Source organism: Arcobacter sp. (genome assembly GCF_050300555.1).
In the GTDB taxonomy this organism is placed as follows: domain Bacteria; phylum Campylobacterota; class Campylobacteria; order Campylobacterales; family Arcobacteraceae; genus Arcobacter.
Genome location: NZ_JBNKXY010000002.1, coordinates 31,747 through 48,138 on the forward strand (window position 1 = coordinate 31,747; position 16,392 = coordinate 48,138).

Annotated in this window: 20 protein-coding genes; all 20 read left to right on the forward strand. The window is 27.4% G+C overall.

Annotated elements, in window-relative coordinates; translation table 11 throughout:
• Positions 1-78: 78 nt before the first annotated feature.
• Positions 79-1,152, forward strand: coding sequence for an ABC transporter permease (locus tag ACQY5W_RS01770; protein WP_428023434.1), 1,074 nt, complete (start codon positions 79-81; stop codon positions 1,150-1,152).
• On the forward strand, positions 1,149-1,775 hold the full coding sequence (locus tag ACQY5W_RS01775) for an ABC transporter ATP-binding protein (RefSeq protein WP_428023219.1): 627 nt from the start codon (positions 1,149-1,151) through the stop codon (positions 1,773-1,775). Before ACQY5W_RS01770 ends, ACQY5W_RS01775 begins: the two co-directional genes overlap by 4 nt.
• A complete protein-coding gene (locus ACQY5W_RS01780; RefSeq protein ID WP_428023220.1) occupies positions 1,759-3,327 on the forward strand; it encodes a hypothetical protein in 1,569 nt (522 codons plus the stop codon). The genes ACQY5W_RS01775 and ACQY5W_RS01780 overlap by 17 nt, the downstream gene beginning before the upstream one ends.
• Positions 3,315-4,292, forward strand: a complete 978-nt coding sequence (locus tag ACQY5W_RS01785) for a hypothetical protein (RefSeq protein WP_428023221.1) — start codon at positions 3,315-3,317, stop codon at positions 4,290-4,292. Before ACQY5W_RS01780 ends, ACQY5W_RS01785 begins: the two co-directional genes overlap by 13 nt.
• The gene (locus ACQY5W_RS01790) at positions 4,280-4,804 is read left to right on the forward strand and encodes a YceI family protein (protein ID WP_428023222.1); all 525 of its coding nucleotides are present in this window, start codon (positions 4,280-4,282) and stop codon (positions 4,802-4,804) included. Before ACQY5W_RS01785 ends, ACQY5W_RS01790 begins: the two co-directional genes overlap by 13 nt.
• Positions 4,805-5,254, forward strand: coding sequence for a hypothetical protein (locus tag ACQY5W_RS01795; RefSeq protein ID WP_428023223.1), 450 nt, complete (start codon positions 4,805-4,807; stop codon positions 5,252-5,254).
• Positions 5,254-5,985, forward strand: a complete 732-nt coding sequence (locus ACQY5W_RS01800) for a metallophosphoesterase (protein WP_428023224.1) — start codon at positions 5,254-5,256, stop codon at positions 5,983-5,985. Before ACQY5W_RS01795 ends, ACQY5W_RS01800 begins: the two co-directional genes overlap by 1 nt.
• 4 nt (positions 5,986-5,989) lie before the next feature.
• Complete coding sequence (locus ACQY5W_RS01805; RefSeq protein ID WP_428023225.1) at positions 5,990-6,658, forward strand: response regulator; 669 nt, start codon at positions 5,990-5,992, stop codon at positions 6,656-6,658.
• Entirely contained in the window at positions 6,648-8,015 is a 1,368-nt protein-coding gene (locus ACQY5W_RS01810) for a sensor histidine kinase (protein ID WP_428023226.1), read from the forward strand. The genes ACQY5W_RS01805 and ACQY5W_RS01810 overlap by 11 nt, the downstream gene beginning before the upstream one ends.
• Positions 8,016-8,154: 139 nt before the next feature.
• Positions 8,155-9,651 (forward strand): SulP family inorganic anion transporter, encoded by a 1,497-nt coding sequence (locus ACQY5W_RS01815; protein ID WP_428023227.1) that lies wholly within the window; start codon positions 8,155-8,157, stop codon positions 9,649-9,651.
• A 2-nt stretch (positions 9,652-9,653) separates the two neighbouring features.
• The gene (locus ACQY5W_RS01820) at positions 9,654-10,493 is read left to right on the forward strand and encodes a universal stress protein (protein WP_428023228.1); all 840 of its coding nucleotides are present in this window, start codon (positions 9,654-9,656) and stop codon (positions 10,491-10,493) included.
• An 87-nt stretch (positions 10,494-10,580) separates the two neighbouring features.
• Positions 10,581-12,179: a phosphoethanolamine transferase gene (locus ACQY5W_RS01825; RefSeq protein ID WP_428023229.1), complete on the forward strand. Its 1,599-nt coding sequence runs from the start codon at positions 10,581-10,583 to the stop codon at positions 12,177-12,179.
• Positions 12,160-12,861 carry a phosphatase PAP2 family protein gene (locus tag ACQY5W_RS01830; protein WP_428023230.1) on the forward strand — a complete coding sequence of 234 codons (702 nt, stop codon included), beginning with the start codon at positions 12,160-12,162 and terminating at the stop codon, positions 12,859-12,861. The genes ACQY5W_RS01825 and ACQY5W_RS01830 overlap by 20 nt, the downstream gene beginning before the upstream one ends.
• Positions 12,839-13,198 carry a diacylglycerol kinase gene (locus ACQY5W_RS01835; protein ID WP_428023231.1) on the forward strand — a complete coding sequence of 120 codons (360 nt, stop codon included), beginning with the start codon at positions 12,839-12,841 and terminating at the stop codon, positions 13,196-13,198. Before ACQY5W_RS01830 ends, ACQY5W_RS01835 begins: the two co-directional genes overlap by 23 nt.
• 79 nt (positions 13,199-13,277) lie before the next feature.
• Positions 13,278-13,682, forward strand: coding sequence for a DUF1924 domain-containing protein (locus ACQY5W_RS01840; protein ID WP_428023232.1), 405 nt, complete (start codon positions 13,278-13,280; stop codon positions 13,680-13,682).
• A 1-nt stretch (position 13,683) separates the two neighbouring features.
• A complete protein-coding gene (locus tag ACQY5W_RS01845) occupies positions 13,684-14,199 on the forward strand; it encodes a diheme cytochrome c (RefSeq protein WP_428023233.1) in 516 nt (171 codons plus the stop codon).
• 9 nt (positions 14,200-14,208) lie between these two features.
• Positions 14,209-14,985 (forward strand): cytochrome b/b6 domain-containing protein, encoded by a 777-nt coding sequence (locus tag ACQY5W_RS01850; RefSeq protein ID WP_428023234.1) that lies wholly within the window; start codon positions 14,209-14,211, stop codon positions 14,983-14,985.
• 19 nt (positions 14,986-15,004) lie between these two features.
• On the forward strand, positions 15,005-15,328 hold the full coding sequence (locus ACQY5W_RS01855) for a cytochrome C (protein WP_428023235.1): 324 nt from the start codon (positions 15,005-15,007) through the stop codon (positions 15,326-15,328).
• Complete coding sequence (locus ACQY5W_RS01860) at positions 15,294-15,734, forward strand: Spy/CpxP family protein refolding chaperone (RefSeq protein WP_428023236.1); 441 nt, start codon at positions 15,294-15,296, stop codon at positions 15,732-15,734. The genes ACQY5W_RS01855 and ACQY5W_RS01860 overlap by 35 nt, the downstream gene beginning before the upstream one ends.
• Entirely contained in the window at positions 15,727-16,392 is a 666-nt protein-coding gene (locus tag ACQY5W_RS01865) for a response regulator transcription factor (protein WP_428023237.1), read from the forward strand. Before ACQY5W_RS01860 ends, ACQY5W_RS01865 begins: the two co-directional genes overlap by 8 nt.

Consider the following 16,392-nt stretch of genomic DNA (forward strand, 5'->3'; position numbering starts at 1 on the left):
AATTCATATTCCATTCATAAAGGCGTCATGTAAAAACTATATTATTTCCTAAAATAAAAAAGGAAATATGTGTTAAGTATGTCGATAAAAGCTTTAAAAGCAAATCCTCTAAAAACAACTTTAATATACATAAGTCTAATCTTTTCCATAACTTCTATTTTTCTTATTAGCTCTATTTCAAATGGGGTTATTTCCATGTATTCAAATATGCTAAAAAGCGATGGAGATGTCATTATTACCCAAGCAAAAATTTCTGATACATTTTTTTCAAATGTAGATATAAAATTACTACAAAAAATAAAAGAGTTACCAGAAGTACAAAAAACTTCAGCCATAATCGTAGGGGCAAGTCCTGTTGAAGAGTTACCTATTGTTGCTGTTTATGGAGTTACAGAAAATAGATTTGAAAACTATAAATTAACACAAGGTTCTTATCCAAAAGCAAATGAAGTACTTGTGGGAAAATCAATTTACAACTCGCTTTCAAATAAAAAAACTATTCAAATAGCTGATAAAAAATTTACGGTATCAGGGGTTTATGAAAGTAAGATTGGCTTTGAAAATGGAGGGGTGGTTTTAAATATCTTTGATGCTAGTTCTATTTTTAATAAAAGTGCTTCAATGATAATGGTAAATAGTAAAATTGATACAAATATCAAAAAACTTATCTCAAAAATACAAACCCTAAGTTCAGATATAGAAGCAAAATCAACTCAAAACTTTGTGGATAATTACAATCAATTTAAAATCATAAAAACCTCATCAAATCTTATAGGTCTAATCTCTTTTTGTATGGGACTTCTTGGAATCATTAGTATCATGAGTATAACTATAAATCAAAGAAAAACAGAATTTGGTATAAAAAGAGCCATAGGAATTTCAACTAAAAAAATAATCTTGCAAATCATGAGTGAAAGTACTATTTTGGGAGTTTTTAGTTTCATCAGTGCCTTTTTTATCTCTTGGATTGCCTTATATTTTATACGAACTTCATCACTTTTTCATGGATATGTAAATGGTGAAATTTCATCTACTTTAGCTTTTTATTTGTTCGTTTGTTCACTTTCAATGGCAATTTTAGGCTCAATCATTCCAGCCCTTAATGCTTCAAAAATTGACCCAATAATTTTAATGCAAGGGGATAAAATATGATTATCCAAGCTTCAAACTTAAGCCATAATTATAATGGAGATATTGCATTAAAAAATATCAATTTACAAATAAAAAAAGGTGAATTTATCTGTTTGGTGGGAGAAAGTGGTAGTGGTAAAACTACACTACTTTCGATTCTTTCAACACTTCTTAAACCAACAAGTGGGAAGTTAAGCTTTGAAAATAGTAATTATGCTGATATTAAAAATATAGATAATTTTAGACAAAAAAATATTGGTTTTATTTTTCAATTTCATTATTTGATAAATTACCTAAATAACTTTGAAAATATAAAATTAGCAAATGAAAAAGCTACAAAAGAAGAAATAAATACGCTTCTTGAATTACTTGATATAAAAAACTTAGCAAATAAGTTTCCAAATGAAATATCAGGAGGTCAACGACAAAGAGTAGCCATAGCAAGAGCACTTATAAATACTCCAAAAGTTTTATTTGCAGATGAACCAACAGGAAACCTAGATTCTAAAAATGCGCAAATAGTATTTGAACTATTTAGAAAACTAGCAAGTGAAGGTATGACAATAGTTGTAGCAACACACAATAAAGAACTAGCACAAATGGCTGATAAAATCTACGAAGTAAAGGATGGACAACTTGCATAATTTTGATACTTTTGTAAATAGACACTTTAAAATATCACTTGTATTTTTATTTTTAGCACTATTCTTTGGTATTTTATACTCTATAAATCTTTTAGGTTATTCTATTGATTCTAGCACTTTATTACCATCAAATATTCGTTCACTTCATATAAGTCTTATATTATATGGATTTGTTCCTTTGATGCTTTCATATTTACCTTTTTTGATTATAAATAAAGAGGGAGTACAAAGTGAAAAAGGATTACACTACTTAAATCTTTATACTATTTTTTGGTATATCTTTTTAGTCTTTATGATTAGCTCACTTCTTTTTGGAAATACTAGAGGCTTAGCTTTTTATGACTTTCCCTATGAGTTAAATTTTATTCTTGCTCTTTCTGGTCTTTTTTATATAATTGCTTTATACAAATATATAAAAGCCTATGAAATTATTCCTTTATGGATAAAGGTTTGTTTATGGATTGTAGTAATTGCTCCCTTTGCACTTTTGATTTTGATGAATCCTGTTATTGGACAAGTTGAAAGTACAATTTCTGGACCTCATGGGGACAATACTTTAGGTATGAGTTTATCTTTGATTCCAATATATTACCTCATCATCAAACTTCTAAATGAGGGTACCTTTAAAGCTAGATGGAATATTTTATGGATTATTCCTACTGTGTTTTATTTTGGTTCTGTTTTATATAGAACTTTTATAGGACATCTAACATATGAACAAGAGTGGTTTTTTCAATGGCTAACTTTTTTATATATTCCTATTTTGTACAGATGGTATAAAGATGCACAAATTGAAACTTTTGCAAAAAAGGCTCTACTTATTTCTATACTTGCATTTTTATTCGTAGATGTTGAGGGGAATATTTTGTTTATTCCTGAGTTTAGATGGCTTTTCCATAGAAATGACCTAATAGTTGCCCATGCCCACGTTGCTATGGGAATTGGTGTATTTTTTATGGTAATTGCTATGTTTGTATCTTATGTAAAAGAGTTAAAAAAAGTATCTTTTTATGTTTTATATTTAGGAGGACTTTTAGGTATTTTTATAGTTTTAAGTATCTCTGGTTTTGTACAAGCAAATGTTATTCATGGAAATGTACAAGCATTTTGGACATATAGAAGTATATTTGGAGTTATAACACTTCTATCACTGTTTAGTTTCATATCTTTTAAACTACAGCTTACAAACTTACAAAAATACAATCTAATAGGAGTATTAGCAGATGGATTTGGAGGAGTATTTTTAATCTTATTTGCTAGTTTTACTTATCCATTACTTGGTTTTTCATTTACAGGAACTTATGAATATATAGTTTTTGCCTTTGTAAGTACCACAGGAATTATTCATTTATTTGCTCTTATATACAAAGAGCATGAACAAGTACTTACAAAACTAACTGTTATAACAAGAGTAATAATAAGCTCAATCTTTTTTGCTCTTTTTTATAACAAAACCTTAGGAATAGAAGCACTTATGATTTCTCTTTTTGATATCACTTTTGCTTCTATTTTTCTACTATTTTTTTACAAGGAGAACTTATGCCAAAAATAGCACTTACACTTTTTATAGCATTTGAGCTTTGCTACTATTTGCTTATTGCACAAACTGGTATTGTGGAATATTTTTCATCTAATATTTTTCTTATTGCATTTTTACCTATAGGAGGAGTTTTTGGTTCACTATTAAGTTACTATATAAAAATTCCAGCTCAACAAAAAATAACTATCTTTTTAACTATGCAATTATTTTTGACATTTTTTTATCCAAACTTTACAAATCTAGAACTATTTTTGGTAGGAATTAGTGTTGGAGCCTTGGCACCATTACTTATAAATGAACTAAAAAAAGCAACTATCCTTGAAATTGGTTTTGCCTTATGTATTTCTTATGGAATTGGAACCCTATTATTTAACTATGATGCTTCAAAAAGAGAGTTTATTGGGATAGCTTTTACTCTTATTGCCCTACTTTGCTCAACACAACTTCCTAAATTAAAAGAGATAAAAGATAATCCAAACTTTGAATCATACTCATTGTTTGTTATGGTTTTATGGATATTTTTAGATTCTGCACTTTTTGAAACCTTATCTAGGGATTTAACTGTTCCTATTTGGAGAGGTGGATATACAATTGAAATAGTTATATTTCATATTTTAGGTGTAATTGCAGCTTTAAAACTGAACATACAAAAGCTTGAAAAAGAGCTATTTATAATAATACTTTTTGCACTTAGTTATCTATTTTATTTTTTACAAGAGCCACTTCTATTATCTATTATTTATCCATTTGTAATCTCTTATTACAATGTAACCATCTTACAATCACTTCTAAAAAAAGACTTAAAAGTATTAGCAGTATATATGGTTTTTATAGGATGGATGGCATCTGGGGCTGGTTTATTTGTAGCCTTAGAAAATATTATACTTTTTGTTCCAATTATATTTTTAGTTTCACTAATAAAAGTTTTAAATTCACAAGAAACAATTCAATCAAAGGAGAAAAAATGTTTAAATTAGTTTTAGTTTTATTATTTGCATTATTTGCAAATGCAGGTGAGTTAAAGTTGCTTGATGGAAAAATTCAAGCCCATACGGAAGTTTTTGGAGATAATACTATTGACCCAGAAACAAAAGATATCATAACTAAAGTAGAAAAAGGTGATTCAATAGAATCAATTAAAGGAGAATTTACTATCAACTCTTCATCACTTGTAAGTGATAATAAAGATAGAGATAAACATATGTACGAAGTTTTAAAATCTTCACTTGTGCCAACTATATCTTTTAATATTACTTCAATTGAAAAAGTTGATGACAAATATAAAATCAATGGTGATTTAAAGATGAACAATCAAACTAAACAAATAAGTTCTCTTGCAAGTATCGCGGAGGGAGATAACCTATCTATGAAAGGTGATTTTTCTATAAATCTAACAGATTTTGGATTAGAACCACCAACAATGTTTTTTTTAACTGTTAGAAATCAAATTGATATAAAATATACGTTTAATTTTGTAAAAGGAATGTAAATGTTAAAAAAACTTTTACTCATCCCTTTATTTGCACTATTTTTATATGCAAATAGTTTTGAAGTGAATCAAAACATAGGAACTTTTTCACTTCCAAATCAATTTGATGAAAAACAGACAATTGATAGTTCAATAGAGACTTTAGTTGTATCTTTTGAAAAGGATACAGGAAAAGATGTTAATGAATTTTTATCTTCAAAAGATAAAGATTTTTTGAAAAATCATCATGCAGCATTTATTGCCAATATTTCTGGAATGCCCTCAATTATTACAAAAATGTTTGCCCTACCAAAAATGAGAGGATATAAACATAATGTTTTACTAATCTATGATGAAGAGGACAAAAGATTTAAAAGCCAAGAGGGTAAATCAACAGTATATAAACTAAAAGATGGGGTAATAAAAACTATTTTCTTCATCACTAAAGATGATTTGGAAAAGATATTTTAATGAACTTACCATCACTAAATGAAGTTGAAGTATTTGTAAAGTCTTATGATTTAGAAGGCTTAAAAATACTTCATCTTAGTGATATACATATCAATAAAAAAACTTCCATAAAAAGTGTTCATAAGCTAGTAAGGCTTTGCAACAAATGTGAAGCTGATTTTGTAGTTATAACAGGAGATATAATTGACTGTAGAGTTAAACATATCGAAGATAAACTAAGAGTTTTAAACAACATAGAAAAAAAAGTCTTTTATATAAGTGGAAATCATGACTTGTTTTATGGAATTATTGGATTAAAAACTTTACTAAAAGATTTTACACTACTTGATAATACAAGCACTTTTTTTAAATATAAAAATTGTTCAATAGCCCTTGCAGGACTTAGTGATAGATTTTCAAAATTTTTCAAAATCAAAAGAGAAGAAAACAAAGTTATAAACTTTTTAAGTGAGCAAAAAAATTCTATATTTTTAGCACACCAACCAAAAGATTATAAGTTTGCTTTAAAAGCCAATGCCAAACTCTTTTTATGTGGGCATACCCACGGTGGTCAGATTTATCCTTTTCACTATTTTGTAAAACTTTTTCAGCCTTTTTTAGCTGGAATTTTTTATATAAAACAAACAGCAATTTATGTAAATAAAGGTTTGGGATATTGGGGTATAAACTATAGATATAAAGCATCTAGTGAAATTACTTTATTAAAATTAACATCAAAAAGTGTAGAATAATCGAATGAAAATTTTAATAATAGAAGATGATGTAAAAATCGTAAACTTTTTGAAAAAAGGCTTAGAAGAAGAGTCTTATAGTGTTGACTATTCATACAATGGTGAAGAGGGATTATATTTAGCAAGTGTAAATAGCTATGACTTAATTTTACTTGATATTATGCTTCCTTTAATTGATGGAATAGAAGTTTGTAAAAAATTAAGAGAAAATAACATTAATACTCCAATTATCATGTTAACAGCTAGAGATAGCGTAGAAGATAAAATAAGAGGTTTAGATATTGGAGCAAATGATTATTTACCTAAACCTTTCTCTTTTTCAGAGCTACTAGCTAGAATTAGAGTGCAATTAAGAGGTACTAACTCAACTCAAACTACTTTAAAAATAGCAGATTTAGAGCTTGATTTACTTGCTAAAACAGCAAAAAGAGCAGAAGAAAATATAACATTAACAGCAAAAGAGTTTTCACTTTTGGAGTATCTAATCAAAAACCAAAATAAAGTTTTATCTGAAACTGTACTTGCTTCTATGCTTAATAATATGGATGAATCAAATATAAGTAATGTTGTAAATGTATATATTTATAGACTTAGAAATAAAATAGATAAACCCTTTGAAAAGAAACTTATTAAAACTGTCAGAGGATTGGGATTTAAGATAAATGAAGAATAGTCTATCAATTAAAAGAAAACTATTAATTTACAATATTTTAATTCAAGCAATTATCTTAATTGTTTTATCATTTTCCATATATAAAACACTACATCTATCAACTTTGGATAAAATAGAAACTTCACTAAAAGTAATTATTTTAGATATCTTAGATGATATTTTAGACCGTAAAAATGACCTCTCTTCTTTAAATTTTGATGAGGAAAATGAATATAAATTTAAACCCTTATTTATTAGGCTAATAAAAGAAAGTGAAAAGCTAGAAGTTATAAATCCATCTTATTTCCCAAAATCCATACCCCTTTATTTTCATGGTATTCAAAAAAATACTATTCACTTTGAAGAATATGAAAAATTTATTGTGGGTGAAATAAAGTTTTTAATAGATGAACAAAATTATATTTTACAAGTAGCTACGGACTATAAAATACTAAATCACACTATGGAAGATCTATTTTATATCTTAGTCTTTATTATACCTATTATACTAATCTTATCAATTATTGGAGGATATTTTTTAATTTATAAATCACTAGCTCCCGTTGAAAAAATACTTTTAGACTTAAAAAATATAAATGCTCCTAACCTATCAAAAAGATTAGAAATCGGAACTTCAAAGGATGAGGTATCCCAACTATCAAAGGAGATAAATAATCTACTGGAAAGACTTGAGATCTCATTTGATAAAATAAATCAATTTTCAAGTGATGCTTCCCATGAACTAAAAACTCCACTTACCATAATAAGAGGAGAACTGGAAATTGCACTTAGAAAAGATAGAACTACCCAAGAGTACAAAAGCACTTTAGAAGCTTGTATGGATGAAGTTCTAATGATACAACAAACAATTGATGATTTACTTTTTTTGGCTAAAAATGAAAATAACATGCAAGATATGAAAGAAGATGTTTATATAGATGAAATAAGTTTTGAAGCAATAAAAGAGTTAGAAGCCTATGGAAAATTAAAAAATATAAAAATAGAATCACAAATTAAAGATATCTTTCAAATAAAAGGACATGCCAAATTACTAAAAATAGCTATAAAAAATATCCTTAAAAATGCCATTTCATTTAGCCATGAAAACTCTAACGTAATAATAAGAAATTACGAAGAAAAAAGTGATTTTATAATTAGTATTGAAGATAAGGGTATAGGAATAGCAAAAGAAGAACAAAAAAAGGTATTTGAAAAATTTTATAGAACCGATAAAAGTAGAAATAAAGAGTCAGGTGGTACAGGACTTGGTATGGCAATTGTTGAAAAAATCATATCTAATCACAATGGAAAAATAAGCCTAGAGAGTGAAGAGGATGTTGGAACAACTGTAAAATTGATTTTCCCAAAACAATTATGATAAAGATATTTAAATTTTGTGATTTTAATCTTTTTGGCTACAATTCCACAAAAATACTCTTATTGGGGATTTTTCCCTCAAAACTTAAGAAAAACAATCAAATTTATAAATTTTAGATTTAAAAATTAGTGGAGAAAAGATGGTAAAAAAATATTTTAAAAGAGATGAATGGTTTAGTAATATAAGAGGAGATACCCTCTCTGGACTTGTGGTTGCCCTTGCCCTAATTCCAGAAGCAATAGCCTTTTCGATTATAGCAGGAGTGGATCCCAAAATAGGACTTTATGCTTCATTTTGTATAGCAGTAGTTATATCATTTGTGGGAGGTCGTCCTGGAATGATAAGTGCTGCAACTGGAGCTATGGCACTTGTAATGGTAACTTTAGTAAAAGATTATGGATTACAATACCTTCTTGCTGCAACTTTACTAACTGGTATTTTTCAAATAATGGCAGGCTATTTAAAACTTGGAAGATTTATGAGTTTTGTTCCAAGAGCCGTTGTAATTGGTTTTGTAAATGCCTTAGCAATACTAATTTTTATGGCACAACTTCCAGAACTTATTGATGTAACATGGTATGTTTATGCACTTACTGCCTTTGGACTTTTTATCATTTATTTATTTCCATATGTACCTAAAATTGGTACTATCATCCCTTCGCCTCTTGTTACTATTATAACCTTAACTCTTATTGTAGTTTTTTTAGGAATTGATGTAAGAACAGTTGGAGACATGGGAGAATTACCTGATACCTTGCCAATATTTTTATTTCCAGATATTCCATTAAACCTTGAAACTTTGCTTATAATCTTACCTTATTCTGTTTCACTAGCAGTTGTTGGTCTTTTAGAATCACTTATGACTTCTACTATCGTTGATGAATTAACAGATACTAAAAGTGATAAAAATAGGGAATGTACAGGGCAAGGTATTGCAAATATTGCTTCAGGGCTTTTAGGTGGGATGGCTGGATGTGCCATGATTGGACAATCTGTTATAAATGTAAAATCAGGAGGACGAACTAGATTATCTACTTTTCTTGCTGGTTTTTTCTTACTTATTATGGTTGTATTTTTAAGTGATATTATCTCTGTAATTCCAATGGCTGCACTTGTTGCTGTTATGATTATGGTTTCAATTGGAACATTTGATTGGAGTTCTATTAAAAATCTAAAAACTCTTCCTTTATCTACAAATATTGTAATGCTAACAACTGTTTGTGTAACAGTTTATACCCACAACTTAGCCCATGGAGTTTTTTCAGGTGTACTATTAGCTTCGCTATTTTTTGCCAACAAAATCTCTCACTTTATGTATAGTGAAACCTTTTACAATGAAGATAAAAGTGCTAAAACTTACAAATTTGTAGGTCAAGTATTTTTTAATAGTGCTGATAAATTCTATGAAACTTTTGATTTTAAAGAGGTATTAGACAAAGTAATAATAGACTTAACAAGAGCTCATTTTTGGGATATCTCTGCTGTTTATGCTTTAGATAAAGCCGTTATAAAATTAAGACGAGAAGGTGCTGAAGTTGAAATAATTGGACAAAATGAAGCTAGTAAAACTATTATTGATAGATTTGGAATTCACGACGATCCAGAAGAAATTGAAAAAGTAATGGGAGGACACTAAAAATGAGTTCAAAAAAAGTTTTAGTATGTATTGATGATTCTTCATTTTGTAAAGCAGCTTGTGATTATGGAGTTTATATCTCTAAACTTCTTAATCTTCCATTACTATTATTAAATGTAATTGACCATCAACATATCTCAAAAAAAGTTGATTTATCAGGAAGTATAGGACTTGGTTCTAGGGAAAATCTACTTGAAGAACTAACTGTTGAAGAACAACAAGAGAGTAAAGAGCTTATAAAAAATGGTAAAAATCTTTTAAAAACTTTTACAGAATATGTAAAAAATCAAGGTATTCAAAATCACTTTTCTCTACAAAGACATGGTAACTTTGAAGAAAATCTTGAAGATTTAGAAAAAGAGACTCACCTAGCCATAATTGGTTTTGATAAAACAAGTTCAAATCATAAAAATATTGAAGATATTATAAGAGCTTTAAATATACCAATATTACTTGTAAACTCTGAATTTACAAGTATAAAATCTATTTTAATGGCATATGATGGTTCTGATTTTGCCAATAAAGCAATCAATATAGCTACAAAAGAGCCTATTTTTCCAAATATAGATAGACACATTGTAAATGTGAATAAAGATAAAGACTCTTCCCAAAAACTTTTAAAAGAGGCTGAAAATCTTTTTGCAAAAGCAAATTTTGAAGTGCAAACAGCCTCACTGGAAGGTGATAAAATTGATGAGATTTTAAAATATCAAGAAGAAAATAGTATAGATATAGTTGCAATGGGTGCATATAGTCATAATAGATTAAAAAGTGTTATTTTTGGAAGTTTCACATCAAAAATGCTTGAAAAGTCAAAAAAACCACTACTTCTTTTTAGATAATTTTTAAAAAAAAGTTTGTTAACTAAATATTAACTAGCTATTAATAATAAAAAACTAGAATTCTATAATAAATTTATGAGGACACAAATGAAAAACTTTTCCCAATATACTTTGATAGCTTTTGTAGCTATTTTTTTAACAGCTTTTTATAATATTTCATTTTTTCAAAATGTTATAAATACATACTCTTTTTCTTCTATTCATATTGTTTATATAATATCTATTGCTTTTGTATTGTTTTCATTTATTCTATTTTTATTTTCACTTTTTGCTTCAAAATATACTACAAAACCTTTATTGATATTAGTTTTAATAGTTTCTTCTTTTACTGCATACTTTATGGATACATATCATGTGATTATTGATACGGAGATGATAAGAAATACATTACAAACAAACATATCAGAATCGAGTGATTTATTTAGTTTTAAATTAGTTCTTTATGCTTTATTTTTAGGTCTTCTTCCTTCCCTTGTTGTTTATAAATTAAAAATAGAGTATAGGGGATTAAAAAGTGAGATTTTTGCAAAAATTAAAACTTTAGTTATCTCTGTTTTAGTAATTGTAATTATAGTTTTTAGTTTTAGTAAATTTTATACATCATTTTTTAGGGAACACAAACCATTAAGATACCATGTAAATCCTATTTTTTGGATATATAGTATTGGTAATTATGTAAATAAAACCCTAAATAGTGGACCAATAGTTTTAAAATCTATTGGACGAGATGCAAAGTTTTATCCAGAAGAACTTAGAAGTCCTAAAAAAGAACTTCTTATCATGGTTGTAGGAGAAGCTGCAAGGGCAAATAGATTCTCTTTAAATGGCTATGAAAAAGAGACAAACCCTTTATTAAAACAAGAAGATATTATTAACTTCCCAAATGTCTATTCATGTGGTACTTCTACAGCTGTTTCTGTTCCTTGTATGTTTTCTGTTTACTCAAGAAGCGATTATGACTATAAAAAAGGTATCTCCACGGAAAATGTTATTGATGTTTTAAATAATACAAATCATATAAAAGTACTTTGGAGAGATAATAACTCTGATTCTAAAGGTGTTGCAATAAGAGTTGATTATGAAGATTATAAAACTTCTGCAAACAATACAATGTGTAATGGTGAATGTAGAGATGAGGGGATGTTAGTTGGTCTTGATAAATATATAGAAAAAAACAAAGATAAAGATATATTGATAGTTCTTCATCAAATGGGAAATCATGGTCCTGCATATTATAAAAGATATTCAAAAGAGTTTGAAAAATTTACACCTGTTTGTAAAACTAATCAACTTGAAAAATGTACACAAGAAGAAGTTAGTAACGCATATGATAATGCCATACTTTACACAGATTATTTTTTATCTAAAACAATAAATTTCTTAAAATCATACTCAAAAGATTATCATACTGGATTAATATATATGAGTGACCATGGGGAAAGCCTTGGAGAAAATGGCTTATATCTTCATGGAATGCCATATCTTATTGCTCCAGAAGAACAAAAACATATTGGTACTCTTATGTGGTTTGGGGATAGTGAAGTAAATACAAAAAAACTAAAAACATACTCTGAAAATGAGTTCTCACAAGATAATCTTTTTCATACAATATTAGGTTTCTTTGAGCTAGAAACAAATGTCTATAAAAAAGATATGGATATATTATATGATGCCAAAAAGGATTAATATCCATATCCTTTTTACTGTAATTTGTTTAATTGCTGTAATTATTTTTTTTGAATTTACATCTTTAGATTTGTATGTTGAAAACTATTTTTATCAGATGAATACTCATACTTGGATATTAAATAGAAATGACGCCTTTACAAAGTTTATATTTTATATTGAAATAAAAAAAATACTGATTTTTTTTGCAATAGCAACACTTTTTTCACTTATCTTTTTTAGAAAAAATGAATTTATAAAAAAGCATAAAAAAGGTCTTATGATTTTTCTTTTAAGTTCTATGGTTGTACCCTTAGCTATTGGTTCATTAAAATATATTACAGATACTCCTTGTCCAAAAAATCTAAAATATTATGGGGGAACATATCCAGATGTTAAAGTTTTAGAATCCTATCCAAAAGATTTTATTCATAAAAATAGAGTAAAATGTTGGCCAGCAGGACATGCAAGTGGTGGATTTGCACTTATGGCACTATTTTTTCTATTTAATAAAAGAAAAAATAAAATAATTGCTTTAGGATTTGGTCTTTTTATTGGCTGGAGTATGGGGCTTTATAAAATGCTCATTGGTGATCACTTTTTAAGTCACACCATTGTAACTATGCTTTTAGCTTGGCTTATTATTTTAATTATTGCAAAAATATTTCAAAGGAAAGAAGATGAGAAATCAACCCAAATATAACTTTTTTAAAAATACATCCTATGCCCTAAAAGGTATAGTTGATTTACTTAAAACAGAAACTTCATTTAAAATAGAACTTATTATTACTATTTTGTTATTACCAACTCTATTTTTTATAGATACATCCTTGACCAATAAACTTTTAATGTTTATAACACTTATGGGAATGCTTTTGGCAGAAACTACAAACAGTGCTATTGAAAGAGTTGTTGACCTTGTAACCTTAGACCATCACAAGATGGCAGGACGAGCAAAAGATGTTGGAAGTGCAATTGTATTTATAAGTATTTTTATTTTTATTATTACATGGGGAAGCATACTTATTTCAAAATTGTAAAGAAATTGTCAAGAAAATCTATTCAAATACTTTAAACTTTTTATTTATACTTACAATATAGAAATAAAAAGGCTTAAAGATGAAACTACTAATTTTTTTAGGATTAATTCTAAATCTAACTTACGCTTCTGTTGTTGATGATTATTTGAACAGCTTAAACCAAGAAGTAAAAAAAACAAATCCAAGTTTTCAAGGCTTTGATGTAAAAAGAGGTGAAGAGATATTTACTTCTAAACATATGGGTAAAAAAGGTAAAGAGATTTCATGTACTTCTTGCCATGGTATTGATTTAACACAATCTGGAAAAAACTTTTTCACAGGTAAAACAATAGAACCTCTTTCTCCAAAAGCAAATCCAAAAAGATTTACCGACGTTAAAAATATAGAAAAATGGTTAAAAAGAAACTTCAATGATGTATATAAAAGAGTTGGTACAGCACAAGAAAAAGGTGATGTTGTAACTTATATTTTATCAAAGGATTAATATGAAAATTTTTATTATATTATCAATACTAAGTTCATTTATATTTGCTGATAGTAACTTCTTTGGAGGGAAAACAGGAGTAAAACCTGTAAATAATGAGATTTATAAAAAAGAGTGTAGTGCTTGCCACTTCGCTTATCAACCAGGACTTTTACCTGCTAATTCATGGAACAAAATGATGTCAAATTTAGAAAATCATTTTAATACAGATGCAACACTTGCAGAAGAAGATTTTAAAATTATAAAAGATTATCTAAATAAAAACAGTGCTGAAAAAGCTATGCAATATAAAAGAAGTAGCCGTATTGTAAATAGTATTAAAAAAGGAAGTGTCCCAGAATCTATTTCAAAAACTCCTTATATCCTTTGGAAACATGATGAAATTAGACCGTCTCTTATAAAACAAGAAGAGGTAAAAGGTATATTTAACTGTGTAGCTTGTCATACAACGGCAGAAAAAGGAATATATAGTGAAAGAGATATTATCATTCCAAATTTTGGAAGATGGGACGATTAAGGATCTATAATGCAAAAAACATATATTTGGTCATTACCAACTAGGGTATTTCACTTTTTATTTGCTTTATTTATTTTATTTGCATTTATATCAAGTGAAGAGGATAGATGGTTACCATTCCATGCAATTATTGGCTATGGGATTTTAATTCTACTTTTCTTTAGATTTTCATGGGGTATTTTAGGTCCAAAACACTCAAAATTTAAAGACTTTCCTTTGGGCAAAAAAAATGTAAAAAGATTTTTAAACAATATCTTTGAAGATAAACAAAAATATATAGGGCACAATCCCTTAGCCTCTTATGTAATGATTGCCATGTTAATAGTTTGTTTTCTAGCAATAATTACTGGTATTTTAGCTTACGGGATACAAGAAGGAAAAGGAATACTTTCTTTTTTGAATAGCCCTTTTTTTAAAGAGATGGAACTATTTGAAGGTATCCATGAATTTTTATCAACCCTATTTCTTGTACTTTTAGCTGCTCATATTGGAGGAGTTATTAGTGATAGAATACTACATAAAAAATATGAAACTTTAAACTCTATTGTTACAGGATACAAAATGAGTGAAAAAGATGAAGGTATAAGATTAAACATCTTACAAAGATTTATAGCCTTCATATTTTTAGCTTTGCTTGTTTCATTTTTTATATTTAATATAATAAATCCAAACAATGTTTTAGTTGCTTCTAGTTATGAGCCAATAGATTATAAAAAACAAAATGAACTTTTTGTTTCTGAGTGTGCATCGTGCCACACTCTATATCCCCCCAGATTTATTGCCTGAAAAATCATGGAAAATATTAATGGGTGATTTAGCAAATCACTTTGGAGATGATGCTAGCTTAGAACCTGAAGATGAAAAAACCATTTTAGATTTTTTAGTTCAATATAGTGCTGAAAAATCAACAAAAGAGGCTAGTTATAAAATTCTAAAATCACAAGAAAATAAAGATATAATTGCCATAACTCAAACCACTTTTTGGAAAAATGAACACAAAAGTATCCCTAAAGAGGTTTTTTTTAAAAAAGATGTAAAAAGTAAAGCAAACTGTAAAGCTTGCCATAGCGATATTGAGAAAGGATTAATTGAAGATGATAAAATTAAAAATATTAGCTCTTTTATGTAGTTTCTTTTTTGTTTTTAATCTATTTGCAGATGATTATAAAGAACATCATGAAAAATTTGAAGAGTATAAAAATAAATTTTATAAATCTTCAAAAAATCATCTTTATAAAAATTTTGATTATCTTAACCTAAATCAAAATCAGCTATCTTCTTTAAAAAATGTAATGAAAACTTATAAGCTCGAGTACAAAAAATTTTATAAATTTAAAATGGAAAAAGAAAAAGAGTTAGAAGTTTTAATCAAAAAAGATAGTTTTGATGAACTTACTTATAAAAAAATATTAAATGAAATCAACTCAAAAGCGATGGACTTAGAGATAAATAATCTAAAAAAAGTACATGCAATTTTAAATGAACAACAAAGAGAAAAGTTCTCTTATTTTTTAGAGGAGTGGAGAGTTGATTAGAAAAGTTTTACTTATAGAAGATGATTTACAAATGCAAAACTTGATAGTTGATTATCTAAAGGATTATCAATTTGAATGTTTTGCTTTTTCTAATCCAAAAGATGCCATCGAAGAGTTTTCTAAAAATCAAGATTATTCTATTGCTATTTTAGATTTAATGCTCCCTGAAATGGATGGCTTTGATTTATTTAAAAAACTAAAAAGCATAAAAGATATACCCATGATAATATCTTCTGCAAGGGGAGACATTGGAAATAAAATTTATGGTTTTGAATTGGGAGTTGATGATTATTTAGCAAAACCATATGAACCGCGAGAATTGGTACTTAGAATAGAACATATTTTAAAAAAATCTTCAAACAATAAAATTACTATAGGTGATTTTGAAATAGATAAAGATAATAGAATAGTAATAGTTGATAAATATCCTGTGGAATTTACAAAAATAGAGTTTGAAATTTTTATTTTTTTAGTTGAAAATTTAAATAAAATCTCTTCTAGAGAACAAATCCTTCATGCAACTTCTTTGGATGAAAATACAAAAAATAGAACAATAGATATGCATATCTCAAATATACGATATAAAATAGGTGATGATTCTAAAAATCCCAAATATATAAAGTCTGTTTGGGGTATTGGATATAAATTTGTAGGTTAA

Bases quoted from the DNA above. Each gene is read 5' to 3' on its own strand.
- ACQY5W_RS01770 (WP_428023434.1), top strand. From the start codon at position 79: ATGTCGATAAAAGCTTTAAAAGCAAATCCTCTAAAAACAACTTTAATA.
- ACQY5W_RS01775 (WP_428023219.1), top strand. From the start codon at position 1,149: ATGATTATCCAAGCTTCAAACTTAAGCCATAATTATAATGGAGATATT.
- ACQY5W_RS01780 (WP_428023220.1), top strand. From the start codon at position 1,759: ATGGACAACTTGCATAATTTTGATACTTTTGTAAATAGACACTTTAAA.
- ACQY5W_RS01785 (WP_428023221.1), top strand. From the start codon at position 3,315: ATGCCAAAAATAGCACTTACACTTTTTATAGCATTTGAGCTTTGCTAC.
- ACQY5W_RS01790 (WP_428023222.1), top strand. From the start codon at position 4,280: ATGTTTAAATTAGTTTTAGTTTTATTATTTGCATTATTTGCAAATGCA.
- ACQY5W_RS01795 (WP_428023223.1), top strand. From the start codon at position 4,805: ATGTTAAAAAAACTTTTACTCATCCCTTTATTTGCACTATTTTTATAT.
- ACQY5W_RS01800 (WP_428023224.1), top strand. From the start codon at position 5,254: ATGAACTTACCATCACTAAATGAAGTTGAAGTATTTGTAAAGTCTTAT.
- ACQY5W_RS01805 (WP_428023225.1), top strand. From the start codon at position 5,990: ATGAAAATTTTAATAATAGAAGATGATGTAAAAATCGTAAACTTTTTG.
- ACQY5W_RS01810 (WP_428023226.1), top strand. From the start codon at position 6,648: ATGAAGAATAGTCTATCAATTAAAAGAAAACTATTAATTTACAATATT.
- ACQY5W_RS01815 (WP_428023227.1), top strand. From the start codon at position 8,155: ATGGTAAAAAAATATTTTAAAAGAGATGAATGGTTTAGTAATATAAGA.
- ACQY5W_RS01820 (WP_428023228.1), top strand. From the start codon at position 9,654: ATGAGTTCAAAAAAAGTTTTAGTATGTATTGATGATTCTTCATTTTGT.
- ACQY5W_RS01825 (WP_428023229.1), top strand. From the start codon at position 10,581: ATGAAAAACTTTTCCCAATATACTTTGATAGCTTTTGTAGCTATTTTT.
- ACQY5W_RS01830 (WP_428023230.1), top strand. From the start codon at position 12,160: ATGATGCCAAAAAGGATTAATATCCATATCCTTTTTACTGTAATTTGT.
- ACQY5W_RS01835 (WP_428023231.1), top strand. From the start codon at position 12,839: ATGAGAAATCAACCCAAATATAACTTTTTTAAAAATACATCCTATGCC.
- ACQY5W_RS01840 (WP_428023232.1), top strand. From the start codon at position 13,278: ATGAAACTACTAATTTTTTTAGGATTAATTCTAAATCTAACTTACGCT.
- ACQY5W_RS01845 (WP_428023233.1), top strand. From the start codon at position 13,684: ATGAAAATTTTTATTATATTATCAATACTAAGTTCATTTATATTTGCT.
- ACQY5W_RS01850 (WP_428023234.1), top strand. From the start codon at position 14,209: ATGCAAAAAACATATATTTGGTCATTACCAACTAGGGTATTTCACTTT.
- ACQY5W_RS01855 (WP_428023235.1), top strand. From the start codon at position 15,005: ATGGGTGATTTAGCAAATCACTTTGGAGATGATGCTAGCTTAGAACCT.
- ACQY5W_RS01860 (WP_428023236.1), top strand. From the start codon at position 15,294: ATGATAAAATTAAAAATATTAGCTCTTTTATGTAGTTTCTTTTTTGTT.